General features: G+C 57.9%; 21 protein-coding genes. 6 read left to right on the top strand and 15 right to left on the bottom strand.

Features of this window, described 5'->3' with window-relative positions; all coding sequences use genetic code 11:
* Nucleotides 1-663: an exodeoxyribonuclease X gene (gene exoX, locus AB8804_RS01150; RefSeq protein ID WP_371182166.1), complete on the top strand. Its 663-nt coding sequence runs from the start codon at nucleotides 1-3 to the stop codon at nucleotides 661-663.
* Here exoX and ptrB read toward each other — a convergent pair.
* Nucleotides 645-2,720 (bottom strand): oligopeptidase B, encoded by a 2,076-nt coding sequence (gene ptrB, locus AB8804_RS01145; protein WP_371182164.1) that lies wholly within the window; start codon nucleotides 2,718-2,720, stop codon nucleotides 645-647. The genes exoX and ptrB overlap by 19 nt on opposite strands.
* Before the next feature lie 85 nt (nucleotides 2,721-2,805).
* Nucleotides 2,806-3,456: a tellurite resistance TerB family protein gene (locus tag AB8804_RS01140; RefSeq protein WP_371182162.1), complete on the bottom strand. Its 651-nt coding sequence runs from the start codon at nucleotides 3,454-3,456 to the stop codon at nucleotides 2,806-2,808.
* A 171-nt stretch (nucleotides 3,457-3,627) separates the two neighbouring features.
* On the opposite strand from AB8804_RS01140, the gene purT reads away from it, so the two are divergent.
* Nucleotides 3,628-4,806 carry a formate-dependent phosphoribosylglycinamide formyltransferase gene (purT, locus tag AB8804_RS01135; protein WP_371182160.1) on the top strand — a complete coding sequence of 393 codons (1,179 nt, stop codon included), beginning with the start codon at nucleotides 3,628-3,630 and terminating at the stop codon, nucleotides 4,804-4,806.
* A gap of 43 nt (nucleotides 4,807-4,849) precedes the next feature.
* Here the strand turns inward: purT and kdgA are convergent, their stop codons facing one another.
* From kdgA to zwf, 3 genes are all read right to left on the bottom strand, one after another.
* Nucleotides 4,850-5,491: a bifunctional 4-hydroxy-2-oxoglutarate aldolase/2-dehydro-3-deoxy-phosphogluconate aldolase gene (gene kdgA, locus AB8804_RS01130; protein ID WP_014884307.1), complete on the bottom strand. Its 642-nt coding sequence runs from the start codon at nucleotides 5,489-5,491 to the stop codon at nucleotides 4,850-4,852.
* A 39-nt stretch (nucleotides 5,492-5,530) separates the two neighbouring features.
* Entirely contained in the window at nucleotides 5,531-7,342 is a 1,812-nt protein-coding gene (edd, locus tag AB8804_RS01125) for a phosphogluconate dehydratase (RefSeq protein WP_371182156.1), read from the bottom strand.
* 231 nt (nucleotides 7,343-7,573) lie between these two features.
* The gene (gene zwf / locus AB8804_RS01120) at nucleotides 7,574-9,049 is read right to left on the bottom strand and encodes a glucose-6-phosphate dehydrogenase (RefSeq protein WP_371182154.1); all 1,476 of its coding nucleotides are present in this window, start codon (nucleotides 9,047-9,049) and stop codon (nucleotides 7,574-7,576) included.
* A 358-nt stretch (nucleotides 9,050-9,407) separates the two neighbouring features.
* Between zwf and AB8804_RS01115 the strand changes: the two genes are divergently transcribed.
* Both AB8804_RS01115 and pyk read left to right on the top strand, forming a co-directional pair.
* Nucleotides 9,408-10,277 (top strand): MurR/RpiR family transcriptional regulator, encoded by an 870-nt coding sequence (locus tag AB8804_RS01115; RefSeq protein ID WP_371182793.1) that lies wholly within the window; start codon nucleotides 9,408-9,410, stop codon nucleotides 10,275-10,277.
* Nucleotides 10,278-10,400: 123 nt separating this feature from the next.
* On the top strand, nucleotides 10,401-11,843 hold the full coding sequence (gene pyk / locus AB8804_RS01110; protein WP_371182151.1) for a pyruvate kinase: 1,443 nt from the start codon (nucleotides 10,401-10,403) through the stop codon (nucleotides 11,841-11,843).
* Nucleotides 11,844-11,892: 49 nt separating this feature from the next.
* Here the strand turns inward: pyk and lpxM are convergent, their stop codons facing one another.
* The 3 genes from lpxM to znuA form a co-directional block, all read right to left on the bottom strand.
* Nucleotides 11,893-12,864, bottom strand: coding sequence for a lauroyl-Kdo(2)-lipid IV(A) myristoyltransferase (gene lpxM / locus AB8804_RS01105; protein WP_371182149.1), 972 nt, complete (start codon nucleotides 12,862-12,864; stop codon nucleotides 11,893-11,895).
* A 117-nt stretch (nucleotides 12,865-12,981) separates the two neighbouring features.
* Nucleotides 12,982-14,301: a murein DD-endopeptidase MepM gene (mepM, locus tag AB8804_RS01100; protein WP_371182147.1), complete on the bottom strand. Its 1,320-nt coding sequence runs from the start codon at nucleotides 14,299-14,301 to the stop codon at nucleotides 12,982-12,984.
* 15 nt (nucleotides 14,302-14,316) lie between these two features.
* A complete protein-coding gene (znuA, locus tag AB8804_RS01095; protein WP_371182790.1) occupies nucleotides 14,317-15,261 on the bottom strand; it encodes a zinc ABC transporter substrate-binding protein ZnuA in 945 nt (314 codons plus the stop codon).
* Nucleotides 15,262-15,338: 77 nt separating this feature from the next.
* On the opposite strand from znuA, the gene znuC reads away from it, so the two are divergent.
* Together znuC and znuB are read left to right on the top strand one after the other, a co-directional pair.
* Nucleotides 15,339-16,094, top strand: coding sequence for a zinc ABC transporter ATP-binding protein ZnuC (gene znuC, locus AB8804_RS01090; RefSeq protein ID WP_371182145.1), 756 nt, complete (start codon nucleotides 15,339-15,341; stop codon nucleotides 16,092-16,094).
* The gene (znuB, locus tag AB8804_RS01085) at nucleotides 16,091-16,879 is read left to right on the top strand and encodes a zinc ABC transporter permease subunit ZnuB (RefSeq protein WP_371182142.1); all 789 of its coding nucleotides are present in this window, start codon (nucleotides 16,091-16,093) and stop codon (nucleotides 16,877-16,879) included. Before znuC ends, znuB begins: the two co-directional genes overlap by 4 nt.
* Before the next feature lie 80 nt (nucleotides 16,880-16,959).
* Here znuB and AB8804_RS01080 read toward each other — a convergent pair whose 3' ends face one another.
* The 7 genes from AB8804_RS01080 to aspS all read right to left on the bottom strand — a co-directional run bounded on the left by AB8804_RS01080 (nucleotide 16,960) and on the right by aspS (nucleotide 23,102).
* Entirely contained in the window at nucleotides 16,960-17,409 is a 450-nt protein-coding gene (locus tag AB8804_RS01080; RefSeq protein ID WP_371182140.1) for a hypothetical protein, read from the bottom strand.
* A 202-nt stretch (nucleotides 17,410-17,611) separates the two neighbouring features.
* A complete protein-coding gene (gene ruvB, locus AB8804_RS01075; protein ID WP_371182137.1) occupies nucleotides 17,612-18,622 on the bottom strand; it encodes a Holliday junction branch migration DNA helicase RuvB in 1,011 nt (336 codons plus the stop codon).
* Between the two features lie 8 nt (nucleotides 18,623-18,630).
* Nucleotides 18,631-19,242 carry a Holliday junction branch migration protein RuvA gene (gene ruvA, locus AB8804_RS01070; RefSeq protein WP_371182134.1) on the bottom strand — a complete coding sequence of 204 codons (612 nt, stop codon included), beginning with the start codon at nucleotides 19,240-19,242 and terminating at the stop codon, nucleotides 18,631-18,633.
* Between the two features lie 205 nt (nucleotides 19,243-19,447).
* Nucleotides 19,448-19,969 carry a crossover junction endodeoxyribonuclease RuvC gene (gene ruvC / locus AB8804_RS01065; protein WP_014884319.1) on the bottom strand — a complete coding sequence of 174 codons (522 nt, stop codon included), beginning with the start codon at nucleotides 19,967-19,969 and terminating at the stop codon, nucleotides 19,448-19,450.
* 34 nt (nucleotides 19,970-20,003) lie between these two features.
* Nucleotides 20,004-20,744 carry a YebC/PmpR family DNA-binding transcriptional regulator gene (locus AB8804_RS01060; protein ID WP_040075122.1) on the bottom strand — a complete coding sequence of 247 codons (741 nt, stop codon included), beginning with the start codon at nucleotides 20,742-20,744 and terminating at the stop codon, nucleotides 20,004-20,006.
* A 140-nt stretch (nucleotides 20,745-20,884) separates the two neighbouring features.
* Nucleotides 20,885-21,328: a dihydroneopterin triphosphate diphosphatase gene (gene nudB / locus AB8804_RS01055; protein WP_371182129.1), complete on the bottom strand. Its 444-nt coding sequence runs from the start codon at nucleotides 21,326-21,328 to the stop codon at nucleotides 20,885-20,887.
* Between the two features lies 1 nt (nucleotide 21,329).
* Entirely contained in the window at nucleotides 21,330-23,102 is a 1,773-nt protein-coding gene (aspS, locus tag AB8804_RS01050) for an aspartate--tRNA ligase (RefSeq protein ID WP_371182126.1), read from the bottom strand.
* Nucleotides 23,103-23,311 lie beyond the last annotated feature (209 nt).

Here is a 23,311-nt window from a genome sequence, read left to right as displayed (position 1 = left end):
ATGCTGCGCGTCATCGATACCGAAACCTGCGATCTTCAGGGCGGAATAGTGGAAGTGGCTTCTGTCGACGTTATCGACGGAAAAATAGTCAACCCAATGAGTCATCTGGTCCGCCCGGATCGTCCGATCAGCCCGCAGGCGATGGCGATTCACCGCATCACCGAATCAATGGTGGCGGATAAACCGTGGATTGAAGAGGTGATTCCCCACTATTACGGCAGCCCGTGGTACGTCGCGCATAACGCCAGCTTTGACCGCCGCGTGCTGCCAGAGATGCCGGGCGAATGGATCTGCACCATGAAGCTGGCCCGCCGCCTGTGGCCGGGGATCAAATACAGCAATATGGCGCTCTATAAATCCCGCAAGCTGAGCGTGCGCACGCCGGAAGGTTTACATCATCACCGGGCGCTGTACGACTGCTACATCACCGCCGCGCTGCTGATTGATATCATGAACGCGTCCGGCTGGACGCCGGATGATATGGCGACGATTACCGGCCGTCCCGCGCTGATGACCACCTTCCCCTTCGGCAAATATCGCGGCAAACCGGTGGCGGAAGTGGCGGACAAAGATCCGGGCTACCTGCGCTGGCTGTACAACAACCTCGACAAGATGAGCCCGGAGCTGCGCCTGACCCTTAAGCACTATTTGGGCGAAGCCTGACCTTCCCTGCGGCCTGGCAGCGTCTCCTGCGCCAGGCCAATCAGAAACGCATACTCCAGCGCCACGCCCTCGTAGGATTTAAACCGCCCGGATTTCCCGCCGTGCCCTGAGTCCATATCGGTACACAGCAGCAGCAAATTATCGTCGGTCTTCAGCTCGCGGAGCTTTGCGACCCATTTTGCCGGCTCCCAATACTGCACCTGCGAATCGTGCAGCCCGGTCGTCACCAGCAGATGCGGATAGGCTTTGGCCTCAACGTTGTCGTAAGGGCTGTACTCTTTCATGTAGCGGTAATAGGTTTCGTCCTGCGGATTCCCCCACTCTTCAAACTCGCCCGTGGTCAGCGGAATCGACTCGTCGAGCATCGTGGTCACCACGTCCACAAACGGCACCTGGGCGATAACGCCCTTGAAGCGATCGGGGCGCTGGTTGATTGCCGCCCCCATCAGCATGCCGCCGGCGCTGCCGCCCATGCCGAAGCAGAGCGACGGATCGCCATAGCCCTGGTCAATCAGCGCGTCGCAGACGTCGAGATAATCGTTAAAGGTGTTTTTCTTTCTCAGGAATTTGCCGTCTTCGTACCAGTGCTGCCCCAGCTCGCCGCCGCCGCGAATGTGGGCAATGGCGTAGACGAACCCGCGGTCGAGCAGGCTTAAGCGGCTGCTGCTGAAGTCGGCATCGATGCTGGAGCCGTAGGAACCGTATCCGTAAACGAGGATCGGATTTTTTCCCTTCAGGAAACAGTCCTTGCGGTACACGAGCGATACCGGCACTTCCACGCCGTCGCGGGCAATCACCCACAGGTGCTCGCTGCGGTACAGTTCGGAATCGAAGCCGCCGATCTCGGCCTGCTTGATCACCTGGCGCTGCCCGGTGTCCATATCAAGCTCAAACAGCGTGTCCGGAGTGGTCATTGAAGAGTAGCCGTAGCGCAGGCGGGATGACTCCGGCTCGGGGTTAAAGCCGATCCACGTCACGTACGCCGGATCGTCAAAGGCGATCCCCACCACCTCGCGCGTTTTGCGGTTGATCTGCCGGATGCTGGTGAGCCCGCGCTGGCGCTCCTCCACCACCAGCCAGTCGGTAAACAGCGTAAAGCCTTCGAGCATCACCTGCTCGCGCGCGGGAATGAGCACCTCCCACTTGCGCTCGTCGCGCACCTTGGTTTTGTACAGGCCAAAGTTTTTGCCCTCGCGGTTAGAGCGCAGGTAAAAGCTGTGCTGGAAGTGGTCGAGGCTGTACTCGTGGTCCTTACGACGCGGCAGGAAGCAGAGCGGCTGCGCGTCCGGCAGCTCGGCGTCCAGCAGCAGCACTTCAGAGGTCGTCGCGCTGGCGAGGTGAATAATGACGTAGTGGCGCGACGAGGTTTTATGCAGACTGACGTAAAACGTCTCGTCCTTCTCCTCATACACCAGCTCGTCCTGCGCGGACGCGCTTCCCACCGTGTGTCGCCAGACCTGGTAAGGCAGCAGCGTGGAGGCATGCTTTTTGACGTAGTAGACGGTTTCCGAATCATTACCCCAGACAAAGTCCGGAGAAACGTTGTCGAGCATTTCCGGATACCAGTTTCCCGTTTCCAGATTGCGAAAGCGCAGGCCGTACTGCCTGCGGGAGAGATAGTCTTCGGCCAGCGCCATGATTGCGTTATCCGGGGAGATCGACATCCCTCCCAGGGTATAGAACTCGCTGTGGGCGGCGCGCTTATTGGCGTCCAGCAGCAGATCCCACGCGTCCCACTCCGCGCTTAGCACCGACTGGCGCTGATAGATGGGATACTCGTTGCCCGGCTCGTAGATATTGCGGTAGCGGTAGCCGTTTTTGGTCCACGGCGCGGAGATGTCGCGCTGGGGAATGCGCTGCACCATCTCGGCCAGAAGCGCGTCCTGCAGCGCCTGCTGGCTGGCCATGACCTTACGGCCATAGTCGTTCTCGGCGTGTAGATAGTCGAGCACGTCCGGCTGCGAGCGGGTGTCGTCCCGCAGCCAGTAATAGTTGTCGATGCGCGTATCGCCGTGGGTGGTGATGGCGTAGGGAGTACGTCGGGCTTTCGGTGGCATAGCGATTTACTTGTCAGTTTCACACCCTATAAGGTTGGCAAAACACGCGCATGATGCAAGCGAAACGTGACCACCACCGCTGTCGTTACCCCTGTATCGCCTGCTTTTGCGCCTGAATATCTTTTTCGATGCCTTCGCGGACGTCCTGCGGGATCTTCAGCGCATCCCCCAGCGCGCTGAGGTAGCTGCGCTCCATAAAGTGATCGACGTCGATGGCGGCGCAGCTCAGGAAATAGAGCTCAAGCGCCTCCTCTTCGTTTTTGACGCTCTGCGCCAGGCGCTGGGGATCGAGCGGCTGCTCGATGGCCTTCGCCACCAGCGCTCTGCCCTGCTCCTCAACGCCCGCTTCGCGCATCTGCTGTTCGATGGCGGCCCGCTCCTTGTCGTCAATGTGCCCGTCGCTTTTGGCCGCGAAGACCAGCGCGAGGATAAGCCTCTCGGTGCGCAGATCCAGCGGCGAGGTATGTTCGCCGTAATCAGGCTCGCCCTGATGCGCGGTACGCACCTTGTCTTTGTACTTGTTCCACAGCACCGAGCCGGCAATGGCTCCTCCGCCCGCCAGCAGCGCGCCGGTGCCGTACTTCGCCAGCAGCTTGCGCGATGATTTATTGGCCACCAGCAGCCCCGCCAGCCCGCCAAGCGCGCCGGGCACCAGCAGCTTGCTTAGCCCCTGCTCGCCGGAAGATGACGCTTTCTGGCCCAACATCGATTGCAATTGATTCAACCAGCCTGACATGATTTCCCTCGCTTAACGGTGATTAACGATCACAGCCTATGCGAGCGGACGTCAGGAAATGTCTGGCTGCGCTAAAGAAGCGCAAATTTCGTTTCGCCATTACCTCTGCGCGGCCGAGACAGACGCAAACGTTTTCGTTTATACTGCGCGCAACTTTTTTAGGGGGATGCTATGACTCGTTTAGGAACCGCGCTGCGCCCTGCCGCCACGCGCGTCATGCTGTTAGGATCGGGTGAACTGGGGAAAGAGGTCGCCATCGAGTGCCAGCGCTTAGGCGTTGAGGTGATTGCCGTAGACCGCTATGCCGACGCGCCCGCCATGCACGTCGCCCACCGCTCGCACGTTGTTAACATGCTCGACGGTGACGCCCTGCGCGCGCTGATCGCTCGGGAGAAGCCTGATTACGTCGTGCCGGAAATCGAAGCGATTGCCACCGACACGCTGGTGGCGCTTGAGCAGGAAGGCCAGCGCGTGGTGCCCACCGCCAAAGCCGCGAAGCTCACCATGAACCGCGAGGGCATACGCCGCCTGGCGGCGGAAGAGCTGGCGCTGCCGACCCCCCGCTATCGTTTCGCCGGAGATAAAGACGAGTTTGTGCAGGCGGTCAGCGAAATTGGCTACCCGTGCATCATAAAGCCGGTCATGAGTTCGTCCGGAAAGGGGCAGAGCTTTATTCGCGATGTGACCCAGCTGGACAGCGCCTGGGACTATGCCCAGCAGGGGGGCCGCGCCGGAGCGGGACGCGTAATTGTTGAAGGCGTGGTGAAGTTTGACTTCGAAATCACCCTGCTGACCGTCAGCGCCGTCGACGGCGTCCACTTCTGCCAGCCTGTCGGCCACCGTCAGGAAGACGGCGACTACCGTGAGTCCTGGCAGCCGCAGCGGATGAGCGATCTGGCGCTGGAGCGCGCGCAGGAGATTGCACGCAAGACCGTGCTGGCGCTCGGCGGCTACGGCCTGTTCGGCGTTGAGCTGTTCGTCTGCGGCGACGAGGTGATTTTCAGCGAGGTCTCCCCTCGCCCGCACGATACCGGGATGGTAACGCTGATTTCGCAGGATCTCTCCGAGTTCGCCCTGCACGTGCGCGCCTTCCTCGGCCTGTCCGTTGGCGGCATCCGCCAGTATGGTCCCGCCGCATCGGCGGTGATCCTGCCGCAGCTGACCAGCCAGAACGTCACGTTTGATGGCGTTGACGGCGCCGTCGGCGCAGGATTGCAGCTGCGCCTGTTCGGCAAGCCGGAGATTGACGGCGCGCGCCGTTTGGGCGTGGCGCTCGCGACGGGAGAAAACGTCGACGAGGCGGTGGCGAGAGCCAAAGCGGCCGCGGCAGCCGTGAAGGTCGCAGGATAAAAAAACGGGCCGTTTGGCCCGTTTTTTTTACGCGTCAGGTCGCTTACTGCTTCGCGCCTTCAACCGCTTCGCGAGCCAGCTTAGTGATGCGGTCCCAGTCGCCGGCTTCCAGCGCATCCGCTGGAACCAGCCACGAGCCGCCGATGCACAGCACGCTTTTCAGCGCCAGGTAGTCGCGGTAGTTGGCCGGAGAGATACCGCCGGTCGGGCAGAAACGCACCTGAGAGAACGGGCCCGCGATCGCCTGCAGCGCCTTAGTGCCGCCGTTCGCTTCCGCAGGGAAGAATTTGAACTCTTTCAGACCGTAGTCCATGCCAAGCATCAGTTCAGAAACGGTGCTGATGCCCGGGATCAGGGGAATGGTGCCTTCGGTGGCCGCTTTCAGCAGCGGCTCGGTCAGCCCCGGGCTGATTGCGAACTGCGCGCCCGCTTCGGTCACTTCCGCCAGCTGCTGGGCGTTCAGAACGGTACCCGCCCCGATAATGGCGTCCGGCACTTCTTTGGCGATCGCGCGGATGGCGTCCATCGCGCAGGCGGTACGCAGCGTCACTTCCAGCACGCGCACGCCGCCGGCAACCAGCGCCTTCGCCATCGGAACGGCGTGCTCCAGTTTGTTCACCACGATAACCGGCACGACAGGGCCAGTGGTCAGGATTGCTTCTGCACTTGTTTTCCAGTTTTTCATCAGAGTCTTCTCTCGCCAGATCGATTAAATCACGTCGTCTTAAAACGTCATACAGGTTGCGCCCTGCTCCGCGCCGGACAGCTTCTCACGCAGCGCACTGAACATTTCGCGTCCGGTGCCCACGCGCGACGCGCTCAGGTCAGGAATATGCGGCTGTCGTGCAGCCAGCTCAGCGTCATCAACCAGCAGGGTAAGTTCGCCCGTCTGGCCGTTCACGCGAATCATGTCGCCGTCGCGAACCTTTGCCAACAGGCCGCCGTCATACGCTTCCGGGGTCACGTGGATCGCAGAAGGCACTTTGCCGGATGCGCCAGAGAGGCGACCGTCGGTGACCAGCGCAATTTTGAAACGGCGGTCCAATAATACACCAAGCGGCGGCATAAGTTTATGTAATTCTGGCATGCCGTTCGCTTTCGGTCCCTGATGGCGCACCACCACCACGCAATCCTTATCCAGCAGGCCCGCGTCAAACGCAGGCAGGACGTCGTGCTGGCTTTCGAATACCACGGCCGGGGCTTCGATGATTTGATTTTCTTCCGGCACCGCGGACGTTTTCATGACCGCGCGGCCCAGGTTGCCGCTCAGCACCTTCGTGCCGCCGTGAGGCGAGAACGGCTTGTCGAAGGTGGCGATCACCTGCGCATCCAGAGACGCTTCAGCCCCTTCGCGCCAGTCCAGCTCGCCGTTGTTCAGCCACGGCTCAAGGGTGTAACGCTGCAGGCCAAATCCGGCCACGGTGTTCACGTCTTCGTGCAGCAGGCCGCCCTTCAGCAGCTCGCGCATCAGCACCGGCACGCCGCCCGCGGCCTGGAAGTGGTTGATGTCCGCCGGGCCGTTCGGGTACAGGCGCGCCATCAGCGGCACCACGGCTGAGATGTCGGAGAAGTCATCCCAGTTGATTAAAATGCCCGCCGCGCGCGCCATCGCCACCAGGTGCATGGTGTGGTTGGTCGACCCGCCGGTTGCCAGCAGCGCCACGATGCCGTTGACGATAACTTTTTCGTCAACCATTTTGCCCAGCGGCATCCACTCGTTGCCGTTGCCGGTCAGGCGAGTGACCTGACGCGCGGCGGCCTCGGTCAGCGCTTTGCGCAGCGGCGCATCCGGCTGAATGAAGGACGAGCCGGGAAGCTGCATCCCCATAAATTCCACCACCATCTGGTTGGTGTTGGCGGTGCCGTAGAACGTGCAGGTTCCCGGCGCGTGGTAGGACGCGGCTTCGGCTTCCAGCAGCGCCTGACGGTCCGCTTTGCCTTCGGCATACAGCTGGCGAATGCGCACTTTTTCTTTGTTCGGCAGGCCGCTGGCCATCGGGCCGGACGGCACGAAGATCGCAGGCAGATGACCAAACGACAGCGCCGCCATCGCCAGCCCCGGGACAATTTTGTCGCACACGCCGAGGTAGAGCGCGCCGTCGAACATGTTATGGGAGAGGCCAACGGCGGCCGACATGGCAATCACTTCGCGGCTGAGCAGGGAGAGCTCCATGCCGTCCTGCCCCTGGGTGACGCCGTCGCACATGGCTGGCACGCCGCCCGCCACCTGGCCTACCGCATTCACGCCGTGCAGGGCCTTACGGATGATGTCCGGATAGACCTCGTAGGGCTGGTGCGCGGAGAGCATGTCGTTATAGGAGGTGATGATAGCGATATTGTTACGCAGCATGCTTTTCAGCGAGGCTTTATCTTCGGCCTGGCAGGCGGCAAAGCCGTGGGCCAGGTTGCCGCAGGCGAGCTGGGAGCGGTGAACGGTGTCGCTTTTTGCCTGTTCGATACGAGCGAGGTAGGCAGAACGGGTCTTTTTCGAGCGGTCGATGATGCGCTGTGTTACGCGTAACAATGTCGGATTCATAAAGGCTCCTCAAATTTATCTGGCCAGGCTCGGGAGTTTACAACGTATCTGACGGTTATTAACAACGCTGAAACGCTTGATGTCCGGAGCTCAGGGGCAAAATCACTTCCGGCAGTGTAATAAAAAAAGCTCCGCGGGTGAATCCACGCGGAGCTTTAAATTTAAATATTATTCCACTATCTGTGTTAGATCATGTTACCGGTAAAATAACACCTGTGGGTTAGAGCGCCGTTACTCAAACTCGTTCCAGGAACGTCCGTCGCGGGTGATCATTGCCACGGAAGCAACCGGTCCCCAGGTTCCCGCCTGATACGGTTTCGGCGCGTCCTGATCGGCAGCCCAGGCTTCGGTGATGGAGTCGACCCACTTCCAGGCCTCTTCCACTTCGTCACGACGAACGAACAGCGCCTGAATACCGCGCATGGTTTCCAGCAGCAGGCGCTCGTAAGCGTCGGCCAGGTGCGTCTGGTTGAAGGTTTCGGAGTAGCTCAGGTCGAGCTTGGTGGTCTGCAGGTTGTGCTTGTGATCCAGCCCCGGCACTTTGTTCAGGATCTGAATATCCACGCCCTCGTCCGGCTGCAGGCGAATGGTCAGCTTGTTCTGCGGCAGCTCCTGCCAGGACTCTTTGAACAGGTTCAGCTCTGGGTTTTTGAAGTACACCACGACTTCTGAACACTTCGCCGGGAGACGCTTGCCGGTGCGCAGGTAGAAAGGCACGCCCGCCCAGCGCCAGTCGTCGATGTCAACGCGGATCGCCACGAACGTCTCGGTATTGCTGGCCTTGTTGGCTCCCTCTTCTTCCAGGTAGCCCGGCACTTTTTTGCCCTGAGCGAACCCGGCGGTGTACTGACCGCGCACGGTTTTCTCACGCACGTTTGAGCGGTCGATGCGGCGCAATGATTTGAGCACCTTCACCTTTGCGTCGCGGATGCTGTCTGCCGTCAGATCGGACGGCGGAGACATGGCGATCATGCACAGAATTTGCAGCAGGTGGTTCTGGATCATGTCGCGCATCTGGCCGGCCTGGTCAAAGTAGCCCCAGCGCCCTTCGATGCCCACCTCTTCAGCCACGGTAATTTCCACGTGGTCGATGGTGCGGTTATCCCAGTTGTTCACGAACAGCGAGTTGGCAAAACGCAGCGCCAGCAGGTTCAGCACCGTCTCTTTGCCGAGATAGTGGTCAATACGATACACCTGGCACTCTTCGAAATATTCCCCGACCTGATCGTTGATTTCACGAGAGGTGGCAAGCGAGGTACCCAGCGGTTTTTCCATCACCACGCGCGCCGGCTTGGCGTTCAGCTTCGCTTCGCCCAGCCCTTTGCAGATCGCGCCGAAGGTGCTTGGCGGCATGGCAAAATAGTTGATGGTGACACGATTTTTCTGGTCGAGCATGTCGCCCAGACGCTTGAACGCCTTCACGTCGTTAACGTCCAGGTTGCAGAAATCGAGACGTCCGCTCAGCGTATCCCACAGCGCTTCATCAATTTTCTCTTTCATGAAGGTTTCGAGCGCTTCGCGCACGATTTTTGTGTACGCGTCCTTGTCCCAGTCGGCGCGGCCTACGCCCAGGATACGGGTATCCGGATGAAGTTGGCCCGCTTTCTCCAGTTGGTACAGGGAAGGCAGCAATTTTCGGCGTGCAAGATCGCCTTTCGCGCCGAAAATGACCAGGTCACATGCCTGGGCTGTTTGCGTTACCGCCATGTCATTCTCCTCAGTTGGATAACCTGGTGCTTCTGCCAGGTATCGTTGTAATTTTATTACAATGCACTGTACTGCTTTTACGTCATTCCCGAAACCATTAGCGCTTAACGTCGCGTGCGATAACGCGATTTTTTACCCGTCCGGCGCGTGCGGGGTGAAAATGCCGTAAAGATCCGATTATTCTTTGTTCTGTCACGCTTGCGCAAAATCCGACAGCGATCAAGTTATGAAAAAAAACAACAACTTTTCGCGTCGCCTGATACCCTTTAAAGAGGCCACAGGGGTAATATCGGCTAAATCGAATCAACATTTCATCTATAGATGAAATCGTTTTGTCCCCACGAGCGCCGTGTTAATGATGAACATGCTGGAAAAAATTCAGTTTCAACTGGAACACCTTAGCAAATCCGAGCGAAAAGTGGCTGAAGTTATTCTCGCCTCCCCCGCTCAGGCCATTCATTCAAGCATTGCCGCTCTGGCGCTGGAGTCAGGCGTCAGCGAACCCACGGTCAACCGATTCTGCCGGAGCATGGAAACCCGCGGCTTCCCGGATTTTAAGCTGCATCTGGCGCAAAGCCTGGCAAACGGCACCCCGTATGTTAATCGCAATGTGGACGAAGACGACAGCGTTGATGCCTATACCGCAAAAATTTTTGAATCCGCTATGGCCACGCTCGACCACGTTCGTCAGTCGCTGGATATGAGCGCGGTCAATCGCGCCGTCGATTTGCTGACGCAGGCCAAGCGCATCGCGTTCTTTGGCCTGGGCTCGTCGGCCGCCGTGGCGCATGATGCCATGAACAAGTTCTTTCGCTTCAACGTGCCGGTTATCTATTCTGATGACATCGTGCTGCAACGCATGAGCTGTATGAACTGTAGCGAGGATGACGTCGTGGTCCTGATCTCGCACACCGGGCGCACCAAAAGCCAGGTCGAACTGGCGCAGCTCGCGCGTGAAAACGATGCGATGGTTATCGCCCTGACCACCGCGGGCACGCCGCTGGCGCGCGAAGCGACGCTGGCGATTACCCTGGACGTGCCGGAAGATACCGACATCTATATGCCGATGGTGTCTCGCCTGGCGCAGCTGACGGTCATCGACGTGCTGGCGACCGGTTTTACCTTACGACGCGGCGCAAAATTCAGAGATAACTTGAAGCGGGTCAAAGAAGCGCTTAAGGAATCGCGTTTTGATAAAGAATTGCTTATAAAGAGCGATATATCCTAATAGTAAATAACTAAGTTGTAACGATTCACGGCATCCGGCCCGCTCCCTGCTGCCTTGCAGCAGAAAGAAGGCCGATTCAATGTTCACGCAACACCAAAGTTGTTTCAGTCAACGGAGTATTACATGTCCAGAAGGCTTCGCAGAACCAAGATCGTCACCACCTTAGGCCCGGCCACCGACCGCGATAATAACCTCGAAAAAATTATTGCCGCAGGCGCCAACGTGGTGCGAATGAACTTCTCTCACGGTACGCCAGAAGACCATAAGTTACGTGCCGATAAAGTGCGCGAGATCGCGGCTAAACTGGGCCGCCACGTTGCCATCCTCGGCGATCTCCAGGGTCCAAAAATTCGCGTATCCACCTTCAAAGAAGGCAAAGTTTTCCTCAACATTGGCGATAAATTCCTGCTCGACGCCAACCTGAGCAAGGGCGAAGGCGACAAAGAGAAAGTCGGCATCGACTATAAGGGCCTGCCGGCCGACGTTGTGCCCGGCGACATCCTGCTGCTCGACGATGGCCGCGTGCAGCTGAAAGTGCTCGACGTTCAGGGCATGAAGGTCTTTACCGAAGTGACCGTCGGCGGCCCGCTTTCCAACAACAAAGGCATTAACAAGCTCGGCGGCGGTCTTTCAGCGGAAGCGCTGACCGAGAAAGACAAAGCGGACATCGTCACCGCGGCGCAAATCGGCGTGGATTACCTGGCCGTCTCCTTCCCACGCTGCGGTGAAGATCTGAACTACGCCCGCCGCCTGGCGCGTGACGCAGGCTGCGATGCAAAAATCGTGGCCAAGGTTGAGCGTGCGGAAGCCGTGTGCGATCAGGACGCGATGGACGACGTAATCCTGGCATCCGACGTGGTGATGGTTGCCCGCGGTGACCTCGGCGTTGAAATCGGCGACCCTGAGCTGGTCGGCATTCAGAAAGCGCTGATCCGCCGCGCGCGCCAGCTGAACCGCGCCGTGATCACCGCGACCCAGATGATGGAGTCGATGATCACCAACCCAATGCCAACCCGTGCGGAAGTGATGGACGTGGCGAACGCCGTGCTGGACGGTACCGATGCGGTGATGCTGTCTGCGGAAACGGCGGCGGGCCAGTACCCGGCGGAAACCGTCGCGGCAATGGCGCGCGTGTGCCTGGGCGCTGAAAAAATCCCAAGCATTAACGTGTCTAAGCACCGCCTGGACATCCAGTTCGACAACGTGGAAGAGGCGATTGCGATGTCCGCGATGTACGCCGCGAACCACCTGAAGGGTGTGACCGCGATCATCACCATGACCGAGTCAGGGCGCACCGCGCTGATGACGTCGCGCATCAGCTCCGGCCTGCCGATCTTTGCGATGTCTCGCCACGAGCGCACGCTGAACCTGACGGCGCTGTACCGCGGCGTGACCCCGGTTCACTTCGACAGTTCCAGCGACGGCGTAGCCGCCGCGCACGATGCCGTTAACCTGCTGCGCGACAAGGGTTATCTGGTTTCCGGTGATATCGTCATCGTGACCCAGGGCGACGTGATGAGCACCATCGGCTCTACCAACACCACCCGCGTATTGACCGTCGAATAACGTACGATCCCCTCTCCTCTACGGGAGAGGGGCAAAGTGAGGGGGAATTTTATTTCTTCGGGAACAGTTCGTTGCGCTTGTACGGCTCCGTTTCGCCCGGCTTGCGCGTCTTGAGCAGCTTCAATATCCACGTGTACTGTTCGGTATGCGGCCCCACCAGAATCTCGACCTCTTCATTCATCCGACGCGCGATGGTGTTATCGTCTGCGGTCATCAAATCGTCCATCGGCGGACGCACCTCGATGCTCAGGCGATGCGTTTTACCGTCGTAAACCGGGAACAGAGGAATGACGCGGGCGCGGCACACCTTCATCAGACGGCCAATGGCGGGCAGCGTCGCTTTATAGGTGGCGAAGAAATCGACAAATTCGCTGTGCTCGGGGCCGTGGTCCTGATCCGGAAGATAGTAACCCCAGTATCCCTGTCGAACGGACTGGATAAACGGCTTAATGCCGTCGTTGCGCGCGTGCAGGCGCCCGCCAAAGCGGCGGCGAACGGTATTCCAGACGAAATCGAAAATCTTATTCCCCTGATTGTGGAACATCGCCGCCATTTTCTGGCCCTGGGACGCCATCAGCATCGCAGGAATATCCACGCCCCAGCCGTGCGGCACGAGGAAAATAACCTTTTCGTCGTTGCGGCGCATCTCTTCGATGATTTCCAGCCCTTTCCAGTCCACGCGATTAACGATTTTTTCCGGTCCGCGCAGTGCCAGCTCGGCCATCATCGCCATCGCCTGAGGCGCGGTCGTATACATCTCATCAATGATGGCCTCGCGCTCGGCCTCGCTTTTTTCAGGGAAACAGTAGTACAGGTTGATCTGCGCGCGGCGACGCGCGCTTTTGCCTAAACGCCCGGCAATGCGGCCGATTTTACCCAGCACCGGATCGCGCACGGAGGCGGGCAGCAAAGCAATGCCCGCAAAGGCATAGACGCCCAGCCACGATCCCCAGTTGCGCGGATGGCGAAATGATTTTTCAAACTCGGGAATGTATTCACTATTATTTTTTTTGGGTTCCATGCTGGTTCCAGGGTCTGGTGACGCAAATATAATGCAATAGTGTAGCGAGGCTGCGGCCCGCACACAAAAGAAAAAGCCGGCGCATGGGGAGGCCGGCTTGATGATGAAATTCAGGGCTTAGTCGAAGCGCAGCTGCGGCAGAACCTCTTTCACCTGCGCCAGGTATTCGGAACGATCTTTACCCGTCAGGCCTTCGGTGCGCGGCAGTTTCGCCGTCAGCGGGTTAACCGCCTGCTGGTTGATCCACACCTCATAGTGCAGGTGCGGCCCGGTCGAACGCCCGGTATTGCCCGAGAGCGCGATGCGATCGCCACGCTTCACCTTCTGACCCGGCTTCACCAGCAGCTTGCGCAGGTGCATGTAGCGGGTGGTATAGGTGCGGCCATGACGAACCGCCACGTAGTAACCCGCCGCGCCGCTGCGTTTGGCGACTACCACCTCACCGTCACCCACCGCCAGCACAGGCGTACCCTGCGGCATGGCGAAATCTACGCCGCGGTGCGGCGCGACGCGCCCGGTAACCGGGTTCAGACGACGCGGGTTAAAGTTAGAAGAGACGCGGAACTGCTTCGCCGTTGGGAAGCGCAGGAAGCCCTTCGCCAGACCGGTACCGTTGCGATCGTAGAATTTGCCATCCTCTGCGCGAACGGCGTAATAATCTTTGCCGTCTGAACGCAGGCGTACGCCCACCAGCTGGCTCTGCTCGCGTTTGCCGTCCAGCATTTCACGGGACATGAGAACGGAGAACTGATCGCCTTTTTTCAGCTTGCGGAAGTCCATCTGCCACTGCATCGCGCGGATCACCGAGCTGATTTCAGCGCTTGTCAGGCCCGCATCGCGCGCGCTGGCAACAAAGCTTCCGCCAACGGTGCCTTTCATCACGCTGTTGACCCACTCGCCCTGCTGCATCTCGCTGGTCATTTTGAAACCGTTTGCAGTGCGATCGTAGGTACGCGTTTCACGACGCGACATTTCCCAGGTCAGACGCTGCAAATCACCGTCTGCGGTCAGGGTCCAGGAAAGCTGCTGACCAATTTTCAGGTTACGCAGCTCTTTGTCCGAGGCGGCAAGCTGGCTGATATCGCCCATCTCAATGCCGTACTGATTCAGGACGCTGCTCAGGGTATCGCCCGTTGAGACGACATACTCATGGATGCCCGCTTCGTTAGCGGTTTTTTCATCCAGCTCATCCTGAGGAATCGCTTCGTCTTCCTGGGCGGCCTGATCGATCGGCTCGCTGGCCTCAGGCAACAGTGAACGAATCTCACTTTTCTCAAGCTCGATGGTCTTGATGATAGGGGCAGAACTGGGGTGGTAAACGTACGGCCGCCAGACGGCGACCGCAAGTGTGAGAACGGTAAGCGACCCCAGCATAACGCGATGGGGACGCGGCAGATTGTTAAATGCCAGGGCGACAGAGCGGGCTATCTGTTGCACGTATTCACTTCCTCGTTAATCTCCTTTCAGGCAGCTCGCATACTGGTTCGCCAGTTGGCTGAGAAACTGCGAGTAGCTCGCTTTGCTCAACTGGATATTCGTTCCTAGCGGGTCAAGGGTTCCCATGCGCACGGAAGTTCCCCTGGCCACGGCTTCTACGACCGCTGGCCTGAACTGTGGCTCAGCAAAAACGCATGTCGCTTTTTGCTCAACCAGCTGTGTTCTGATTTCATGTAAACGCTGCGCACCAGGCTGAATTTCAGGGTTGACGGTAAAGTGACCCAGCGGGGTCAGACCGTAGTGTTTTTCGTAATAGCCGTAGGCGTCATGAAAAACGAAATACCCTTTTCCTTTCAGCGGCGCGAGCTCGTTACCCACCTGCTTATCGGTTGCGGCTAATTGTGCCTCAAAATCCTTCAGGTTGGCGTCTAGTTTGGCTCGACTTTGCGGCATAAGTTCCACTAATTTGTCATGGATTGCAACCGCCGAGAGCCGCGCTATCTCTGGGGAGAGCCAAAGATGCATGTTGTACTCGCCATGATGGTGATGTTCGTCACCTTTTTCCTCGTTTGCATGATTATGCCCGTGCGCGTCATCATCATCATCGGCGCCTTTCATGAGCAACGGTTTCACGCCTGACAGCTCGGCAATGGTCACCTGGTTTTGTGCCGGAACCCGCTTCGCTGACTTTTGCATAAACGCTTCCATTTCTGGACCAATCCAGACAACTAAGTCTGCGTTTTGTAAGCGTTTTACATCCGAAGGACGTAGGGAATAATCATGCTCGGAGGCACCATCAGGCAGCAAAACCTGGGTCTCGGTTACGCCATCGGCGATGGCTGAGGCAATGAAGCCAAGCGGCTTGAGCGACGCAACAACGGCGGCGTTAACATCTTGTGCTGTTGTGCCCCAAAGGGCGGTCGATAATGCTGCGAAAAGAAGCGTATTTTTATGTAACATAATGCAACTTATCATCGTAATGAATGCGGGGAATGTGATATTATAACATTCGTTGACTTCTGCAAGCATAAATTGACATGACTACTCTGGTTTCTCTTGAAAATGTTTCGGTCTCTTTCGGCCAGCGCCGCGTCCTCGCTGACGTCTCTTTGCAGCTCACGCCCGGAAAAATTCTGACGCTGCTGGGCCCTAACGGCGCGGGCAAATCGACGCTCGTGCGCGTGGTGCTTGGGCTCGTAGCACCTGATGAAGGCGTCATCAAGCGTGACGGCCAGCTTCGCGTCGGCTACGTGCCGCAAAAGCTGCATCTGGACGCGACCCTGCCGCTGACGGTCAGCCGCTTCCTGCGCCTGCGTCCCGGTACGCGCAAAACGGATATCCTCCCGGCGCTTAAACGCGTTCAGGCGGGCCATCTGATTGACGCTCCAATGCAAAAGCTCTCCGGTGGCGAAACCCAGCGCGTGCTTCTTGCCCGCGCCCTGTTGAGCAGCCCTCAGCTGCTGGTGCTGGATGAACCCACTCAGGGCGTGGACGTTAACGGTCAGGTCGCGCTGTACGATCTCATCGATCAGCTGCGTCAGGAGCTTAACTGCGCGGTTCTGATGGTGTCGCACGACCTGCATCTGGTGATGGCAAAGACGGATGAGGTGCTGTGTCTGAACCACCATATTTGCTGTTCCGGCACGCCGGAAGTGGTTTCTATGCATCCCGAGTTTATCTCAATGTTTGGCCCTCGCGGCGCCGAACAGCTCGGTATTTATCGTCACAATCACAATCACCGCCATGATTTACAGGGACGAATCGTCCTGCGTCGGGGAAATGGACACTCATGATTGAACTGTTACTACCCGGCTGGCTGGCCGGGATTATGCTTGCCTGCGCCGCGGGCCCGCTTGGCTCGTTTGTGGTATGGCGCAGAATGTCCTATTTCGGCGACACGCTGGCCCACGCCTCCCTGCTTGGCGTGGCCTTCGGGCTGCTGCTGGACGTAAATCCGTTTTATGCGGTAATCGTGGTCACGCTGCTCCTCGCGGCGGGCCTGGTCTGGCTGGAAAAGCGCCCTCACCTCGCCATCGATACCCTATTGGGGATTATGGCGCACAGCGCGCTGTCGCTGGGCCTGGTGGTGGTCAGCCTGATGTCGAATATCCGCGTTGACCTGATGGCCTACCTGTTCGGGGATTTACTTGCCGTCACGCCGGAAGATTTAATTTCCATCGCGGTTGGCGTAGCGATCGTGCTTGGCATTTTGCTGTGGCAGTGGCGCAACCTGCTGGCGATGACCGTCAGCCCGGACCTGGCGTTCGTCGACGGCGTGAAGCTGCAGCGCGTGAAGCTCCTGCTGATGCTGGTGACGGCGTTAACCATTGGCGTGGCGATGAAGTTTGTTGGCGCGCTGATTATTACGTCCCTGCTGATTATCCCTGCGGCTACGGCGCGTCGTTTCGCCCGTACGCCGGAGCAGATGGCGGGGATTGCGGTCGGAATTGGGATGATAGCCGTTACCGGTGGGCTAACCTTCTCAGCGTTCTATGACACGCCGGCAGGTCCATCCGTCGTGCTTTGCGCTGCACTGCTGTTTATTTTCAGCATGTTGAAAAAACAGCCGAATACTTAAGGGCCTGACACCCGCAGGAGTGCGCCCATACTGGGCGCACTCGTAATTAAGCGCCGATGAAATTATCGGTGCTTATTTTATTATTTGGTACAGGTTTCTAAATACAATCTGGCGCCTGGGACGTTTTTACCGCCTTCAATATCGAGGCATTTGAGAACACCATCGCGATCGGTTTTTTTCAGCTGTCCGTTAATATAGTCCCAATAACTCTCAGTAGAGTAATCGCGAATATAAATTTCATCGTCGAGTGGTGCATACGCATACTCTGGATATGCATCCAGCATCAGTACCCCATTCAAAGCGAAATTGGGCTCACGAAGATTCTGCGTTTCTGGATGAGAACCACATACTTCCATCGTTGCCGGTTCGAAAGCAACGGCAGTCATACATAATTTTTTTCCGTTACTGGTATTTTCAAGTCTGTGATCTACCATTTTCCATTTCTGGGTTTCGGAAATAGCGGCATTCGCGACGCCAGAGAAAGCCGCCATAGTCAGAGCGGCAATAGATATAATCGTCATTGATTTCATTTTATTATTCCAGATAGATTGATAAGATTTATATATATAACGTATATAAAATATAGCATGTATAAAATATAGCATTTATATCGCTATAAATTCATCATAACTAAAATAAGCGAATTATCCAAAATAATAAGGATGATTAAGTGGATGAGATCAATAAACTGTGAGCGTCGCAGGCGGAATTAAATCTCCCGCCTGCCGATCGTTACGGCATTGCTGGCGGGGTGATGCCGAAATGATTCCACGCCCGCACCGTCGCCATACGCCCACGCGGGGTGCGCTGCAGGAAGCCCTGCTGAATCAGATACGGCTCCAGCACGTCTTCAATGGTTTCACGCTCTTCGCCAATCGCCGCCGCGAGGTTGTCCAGCCCGACCGGGCCGCCAAAGAATTTATCCAGCACCGCCAGCAGCAGCTTGCGGTCCATATAGTCGAACCCTTCCGCATCCACGTTAAGCATGTCCAGCGCCTGCGCGGCAATGTCGGCGGAAATGGTGCCGTCGTGCTTCACTTCGGCGAAGTCGCGCACGCGGCGCAGCAGGCGGTTAGCGATACGCGGCGTGCCGCGGGAGCGCTTCGCCACTTCAAACGCGCCCTCTTCGCTCATCTCCAGCCCCATATAGCGCGCGCTGCGCCCGACGATATGCTGAAGATCGGGAACCTGGTAGAACTCGAGGCGCTGCACGATGCCGAAGCGGTCGCGCAGCGGTGAGGTCAGCGACCCGGCGCGCGTCGTGGCCCCGATCAGCGTGAAGGGCGGCAGGTCGATTTTAATGGAGCGCGCGGCCGGCCCTTCGCCAATCATGATATCCAGCTGATAATCTTCCATCGCCGGGTAAAGTACCTCTTCAACGACCGGAGACAGGCGGTGAATTTCATCGATGAACAGCACGTCATGCGGCTCAAGGTTGGTGAGCATCGCCGCCAGATCGCCCGCTTTCTCCAGCACCGGGCCGGACGTGGTGCGCAGGTTAACGCCCATTTCGTTGGCGACGATATTTGCCAGCGTGGTTTTGCCTAACCCTGGAGGGCCAAAAATCAGCAGGTGATCGAGCGCATCACCGCGCAGCTTGGCCGCCTGGATGAAGATTTCCATCTGGGAGCGAACCTGGGGCTGACCAATGTATTCATCCAGCAGTTTTGGGCGGATCGCGCGATCCACCACATCTTCCGGCATGCTGCTGGCGGCCGAGACCAGGCGGTCTGCTTCAATCATCCTTTACCTCACAATGCGGCGCGTAGCGCTTCACGAATCAGGGTTTCACTGCTGGCATCCGGCGTGGCAATTTTGCTTACCATTCGGCTGGCTTCCTGAGGTTTATAGCCCAGCGCCACCAGCGCGGCAACCGCTTCCTGCTCGGCGTCGTCGGACGTTGGTGCGCCCGGCGAGGTCAGCACCAGGTCGGCAGCCGGCGTGAAGAGATCCCCGTGAAGGCCCTTAAAGCGGTCCTTCATTTCGACGATCAGGCGCTCTGCGGTCTTCTTACCGATGCCCGGCAGCTTAATCAGCGCGGCGGGATCTTCGCGCTCAACGGCGTTCACAAACTGTTGAGCCGACATTCCGGACAGAATCGCCAGCGCCAGCTTTGGCCCCACGCCGTTGGTTTTAATCAGCTCGCGGAACAGCATCCGCTCCTGTTTGTTATTAAAGCCGTAGAGCAGCTGCGCATCTTCACGCACCACGAACTGGGTAAAGACAATCGCCTCTTTGCCCGCGTCCGGCAGCTCGTAGAAGCAGGTCATCGGCATATGGACTTCATAGCCTACGCCGCCCACCTCCAGCAGCACTAGCGGGGGTTGTTTTTCAAGGATGATGCCTCTGAGTCTGCCTATCACGTGACGCTCCTGCGTTCTGGAAAAAATTTACTGACGACATATACCCTAAATAATTCGAGTTGTAGGAAGGCGGCAAGGGAGTGAATCCCCAGGAGCTTACATGAGTAAGTGACTGGGGTGAACGAGTGCAGCCAACGCACATACAACTTGAAGTATGACGGGTATAATAAAAAAAGGCTGGATAAACATCCAGCCTGATTTGTCATTATCGTAACCTGCCTCGCGCCAGATTAAGCCGCGACTCGCTCATCTGCATCGCGTTCTGGCTGACGTGGCAGTGGGTAATCGCAATCGCCAGCGCATCGGCGGCATCGGCCTGCGGGTTAGCAGGGAGCTTTAGCAGCGTGCGCACCATGTGCTGCACCTGGCTTTTCTCCGCGCTGCCAATCCCAACGACCGTCTGCTTGACCTGCCTCGCGGCGTATTCGAACACCGGAAGATCCTGGTTCACTGCGGCAACAATCGCGACGCCGCGCGCCTGACCGAGCTTTAGCGCCGAATCGGCGTTTTTCGCCATAAAGACCTGCTCGATGGCAAAAAAGTCCGGCTGGAACTGAGTGATGATTTCCGATACGCCCGCATAAATAAGCTTCAGACGCGACGGTAAATCATCCACTTTTGTGCGAATACATCCGCTGCCGAGGTAGGTTAGCTGGCGCCCAACCTGACGGATGACGCCATAGCCAGTGACGCGTGAGCCGGGGTCAATCCCGAGGATAATCGACATCACGCGTCTCCTGTAAACGGTTTAAACGCTCTCATTAGAGAGTCGCTGCAACCTCATCAGAGATTTCACCGTTGTGGTAAACTTCCTGCACGTCGTCGCAGTCTTCGAGCATGTCGATCAGGCGCAGCAGCTTAGGTGCCGTTTCTGCATCCATGTCGGCTTTGGTAGACGGGATCATCGACACTTCAGCGTTATCCGCTTTCAGGCCAGCCGCTTCCAGCGCATCGCGCACGGCCCCCATCTCTTCCCACGCGGTATACACGTCGATCGCGCCGTCGTCGAAGGTCACCACGTCTTCCGCGCCCGCTTCCAGCGCCGCTTCCATGATCACGTCTTCGTCGCCTTTCTCGAAGGAGATCACGCCTTTTTTGCTGAACAGATAGGCTACGGAGCCGTCGGTGCCCAGGTTGCCGCCGGTTTTGGTGAACGCATGGCGCACTTCCGCAACGGTACGGTTACGGTTGTCGGACAGACACTCCACCATGACCGCAGTGCCGCCAGGGCCGTAACCTTCATAAATGATGGTTTCCATGTTCGCGTCTTCATCGCCGCCCACGCCGCGCGCGATGGCGCGGTTCAGGGTGTCACGCGTCATGTTGTTAGACAGCGCTTTATCGATAGCCGCGCGCAGACGTGGGTTAGAGCCCGCATCGCCGCCGCCCAGACGCGCAGCCGTTACCAGCTCGCGAATGATTTTGGTAAAGATTTTACCGCGCTTGGCATCCTGTGCCGCTTTACGGTGTTTGGTGTTGGCCCACTTACTATGACCTGCCATAAAAAGTTCTCCAAAAATTATCCTGCGCCTTTCAGTCACCAGATGCGTTGGCTACGCCCGCTCACGCCAGTCACTTACCAACGTAAGCTCCTGGCGATTCTCAGCGTTGCCGCCTTCCTGGTAACTGAAATGCTTGGAAATTAATTAACATTGATTACAAATTCTTCAATCGCCTGCCGGTTGCTCCACGACTTGGTGAGCGCGGCGGCATCCGCCGCATTCACCCAGCGGTAGGTCAGGTGTTCAGTGAACACGATCTCCCGCTCGTGGGGAAGCGCGAGACAGAACCATGATTCCGTATTGCGCTCAATGCCCGGCGCGTAGCGATGACGTAAATGGCTAAAAATTTCAAACTCCACCGTGCGCTGACAGTCCTTCAGGGTCAGTTGCTCACGAGCAACGTCAATGGTGACCTCTTCCTTTACTTCGCGCGCGGCGGCCTGCGGCGCGGTTTCCCCCTCTTCCAGGCTGCCGGTAACCGACTGCCAGAAATCAGGGTCGTCGCGCCGCTGCAACATCAGCACCCGCTTCGTATCTTCTGCATAAATAACAACGAGAACAGAAACGGGACGCTTATATGCCATATCAGTTTTTCTCTTCCTTCTTCACCACTTCAATGCCCAGCTCGGCCAGAGAGGCCGGGTTGGCAAAGCTCGGCGCTTCAGTCATCAGACACGCTGCGGCGGTGGTTTTCGGGAAGGCGATAACGTCGCGAATGTTGTCGGTGCCGGTCAGCAGCATGGTCAGACGGTCAAGACCGAACGCCAGGCCCGCGTGCGGCGGCGTACCGTATTTCAGGGCATCCAGCAGGAAGCCGAACTTCTCGCGCTGTTCCTGTTCGTTGATGCCCAGAATGCCGAACACGGTCTGCTGCATATCACCGCTGTGAATACGCACGGAGCCACCGCCTACTTCGTAGCCGTTAATCACCATGTCATAGGCGTTCGCTACCGCGTCTTCCGGTGCCGCTTTCAGCTCAGCCGCCGTCATGTCTTTTGGCGAGGTGAACGGGTGGTGCATCGCGGTCAGGCCGCCTTCACCGTCGTCTTCAAACATTGGGAAGTCGATAACCCACAGCGGCGCCCATTTGTTTTCATCGGTGATGTTCAGGTCTTTGCCGACCTTCAGGCGCAGCGCGCCCATCGCATCCGCAACCACTTTCTTGTTGTCTGCGCCGAAGAAGATCATGTCGCCGTCCTGCGCGCCGGTGCGCTCGAGGATCGCTTCCACGATCTCCGCGTTCAGGAATTTCGCCACCGGGCTGGTGATGCCTTCCAGGCCTTTCGCACGCTCGGTCACTTTAATATAGGCCAGACCTTTCGCGCCGTAGATCTTAATAAAGTCGCCGTAGCCGTCAATCTGCTTGCGGCTCAGGGCCGCGCCGCCGGGCACGCGCAGGGCCGCAACGCGACCTTTCGCGTCGTTAGCCGGGCCGGCAAAGACCGCGAACTCAACGTCTTTCACCAGGTCCGCCACGTCCACCAGCTCCATTGGGTTACGCAGGTCCGGCTTGTCGGAGCCGTAGCGACGCTCGGCTTCGGCGAAGGTCATGATTGGGAAATCGCCCAGCTCAATGCCTTTTACGTCGTTCCACAGGCCGCGCACCAGCGCTTCCATCACTTCACGCACCTGTTCGGCGGTCATGAAGGAGGTTTCCACGTCGATCTGGGTAAATTCTGGCTGACGGTCAGCGCGAAGGTCTTCGTCGCGGAAGCATTTCACGATCTGATAGTAGCGGTCAAAGCCGGACATCATCAGCAGCTGTTTAAACAGCTGCGGCGACTGCGGCAGCGCGTAGAATTTGCCTTTGTGGACGCGGGACGGGACCAGGTAATCGCGCGCGCCTTCCGGCGTGGCTTTGGTCAGCATCGGGGTTTCGATATCGAGGAAACCGTGGTCATCCATAAAGCGGCGCACCAGGCTGGTGATTTTCGCACGGGTTTTCAGGCGCTGGGCCATTTCCGGGCGACGCAGATCCAGGTAGCGATATTTCAGACGCGCTTCTTCAGTGTTGACGTGGTTAAAGTCCAGCGGCAGTACGTCTGAACGGTTAACGATCGTCAGGTCGGACGCCAGCACTTCAATTGCGCCGGTCGCCATGTCGGTGTTGACGTTTTTCTCGTCACGCGCACGCACGGTGCCGGTGACCTGAATGCAGAACTCATTACGCAGCTCGGAAGCCAGCTTCAGCGCGTCCGCGCGATCCGGATCGAAGAACACCTGTACGATACCTTCGCGGTCGCGCATATCGATGAAGATAAGGCTACCAAGATCGCGACGACGATTGACCCAACCACACAGGGTGACCTGCTGCCCGACGTGGGACTGACGCAGCTGCCCGCAATATTCTGTACGCATGAGATATCCCTTAATTAGCCGCAGGCTAAACGTTGCCTGATATCAGGCTACTATGTCGCAGCTTTCTGTATGTCACAACTGGATGAAAAAAGGCGGCTATTATACTGGAAATTCCGCCGGACGATAAGAGCGAAGCGCGCTCTGCCGCTCGTTTGCTGCGCTCTTATTGCGCATTCTCACAAAAATTAACAAAATTATCCGACCGATAA

The organism is Enterobacter sp. KBR-315C3_2022, from assembly GCF_041399425.1.
Taxonomy (GTDB): Bacteria; Pseudomonadota; Gammaproteobacteria; order Enterobacterales; family Enterobacteriaceae; genus Enterobacter.
This window is presented reverse-complemented; position numbering and strand designations above follow the sequence as displayed.

Bases quoted from the DNA above. Each gene is read 5' to 3' on its own strand.
- AB8804_RS01140 (WP_371182162.1), bottom strand. From the start codon at position 3,456: ATGTCAGGCTGGTTGAATCAATTGCAATCGATGTTGGGCCAGAAAGCG.
- znuA (WP_371182790.1), bottom strand. From the start codon at position 15,261: ATGTTACATAAAAATACGCTTCTTTTCGCAGCATTATCGACCGCCCTT.
- exoX (WP_371182166.1), top strand. From the start codon at position 1: ATGCTGCGCGTCATCGATACCGAAACCTGCGATCTTCAGGGCGGAATA.
- purT (WP_371182160.1), top strand. From the start codon at position 3,628: ATGACTCGTTTAGGAACCGCGCTGCGCCCTGCCGCCACGCGCGTCATG.
- ruvB (WP_371182137.1), bottom strand. From the start codon at position 18,622: ATGATTGAAGCAGACCGCCTGGTCTCGGCCGCCAGCAGCATGCCGGAA.
- kdgA (WP_014884307.1), bottom strand. From the start codon at position 5,491: ATGAAAAACTGGAAAACAAGTGCAGAAGCAATCCTGACCACTGGCCCT.
- AB8804_RS01060 (WP_040075122.1), bottom strand. From the start codon at position 20,744: ATGGCAGGTCATAGTAAGTGGGCCAACACCAAACACCGTAAAGCGGCA.
- ptrB (WP_371182164.1), bottom strand. From the start codon at position 2,720: ATGCCACCGAAAGCCCGACGTACTCCCTACGCCATCACCACCCACGGC.
- nudB (WP_371182129.1), bottom strand. From the start codon at position 21,328: ATGGCATATAAGCGTCCCGTTTCTGTTCTCGTTGTTATTTATGCAGAA.
- znuC (WP_371182145.1), top strand. From the start codon at position 15,339: ATGACTACTCTGGTTTCTCTTGAAAATGTTTCGGTCTCTTTCGGCCAG.
- ruvC (WP_014884319.1), bottom strand. From the start codon at position 19,969: ATGTCGATTATCCTCGGGATTGACCCCGGCTCACGCGTCACTGGCTAT.
- lpxM (WP_371182149.1), bottom strand. From the start codon at position 12,864: ATGGAACCCAAAAAAAATAATAGTGAATACATTCCCGAGTTTGAAAAA.
- znuB (WP_371182142.1), top strand. From the start codon at position 16,091: ATGATTGAACTGTTACTACCCGGCTGGCTGGCCGGGATTATGCTTGCC.
- edd (WP_371182156.1), bottom strand. From the start codon at position 7,342: ATGAATCCGACATTGTTACGCGTAACACAGCGCATCATCGACCGCTCG.
- pyk (WP_371182151.1), top strand. From the start codon at position 10,401: ATGTCCAGAAGGCTTCGCAGAACCAAGATCGTCACCACCTTAGGCCCG.
- AB8804_RS01080 (WP_371182140.1), bottom strand. From the start codon at position 17,409: ATGAAATCAATGACGATTATATCTATTGCCGCTCTGACTATGGCGGCT.
- AB8804_RS01115 (WP_371182793.1), top strand. From the start codon at position 9,408: ATGAACATGCTGGAAAAAATTCAGTTTCAACTGGAACACCTTAGCAAA.
- zwf (WP_371182154.1), bottom strand. From the start codon at position 9,049: ATGGCGGTAACGCAAACAGCCCAGGCATGTGACCTGGTCATTTTCGGC.
- aspS (WP_371182126.1), bottom strand. From the start codon at position 23,102: ATGCGTACAGAATATTGCGGGCAGCTGCGTCAGTCCCACGTCGGGCAG.